General features: G+C 66.1%; 1 pseudogene. It reads right to left on the bottom strand.

The features are described from left to right. Positions 1–363 (bottom strand): annotated as a pseudogene (locus KVS67_RS11680) (MFS transporter); the annotation flags it as partial.

The raw sequence follows: 363 nt of genomic DNA, 5'->3' as shown, positions 1-363 counted from the left end.
CGGCTCGCCGCCGACGCCGGCCACGGGGAGCAACAGCAGGAAGGGGATGCCGATCGGGACGATGCCGATGCCGTACTTCACCGGGGTGGCGGGCTGGCGGGTGCCCAGCTTGGTCCACAGCGCGGCGTACACCGGGGCGAACACGATGATGAAGATCGGGTTGTTGGAGTTGACCCACTCCATGGGCATGAGCCAGCCGAACAGGTACCGGTCGAGGCGGTGCGCGGAGTACAGCGCGATCACGGTGAACTCCTGCTGGAAGAGGGCGAAGAACACGGACGTGCCGTTCAACAGCGGGATGAACGCCTTCACGCGCGAGCGCTCATCCTCCGAGACCTTCGTCGAGGTCAGCAGGACCGCGAA

The sequence above is a fragment of the Micrococcus sp. GbtcB5 genome (assembly GCF_019091605.1).
Taxonomy (GTDB): Bacteria; Actinomycetota; Actinomycetes; order Actinomycetales; family Micrococcaceae; genus Micrococcus; species Micrococcus luteus.
The sequence above is the reverse complement of the archived record's forward strand: the minus strand, read 5'-3'. Positions and strand labels throughout refer to the sequence as shown.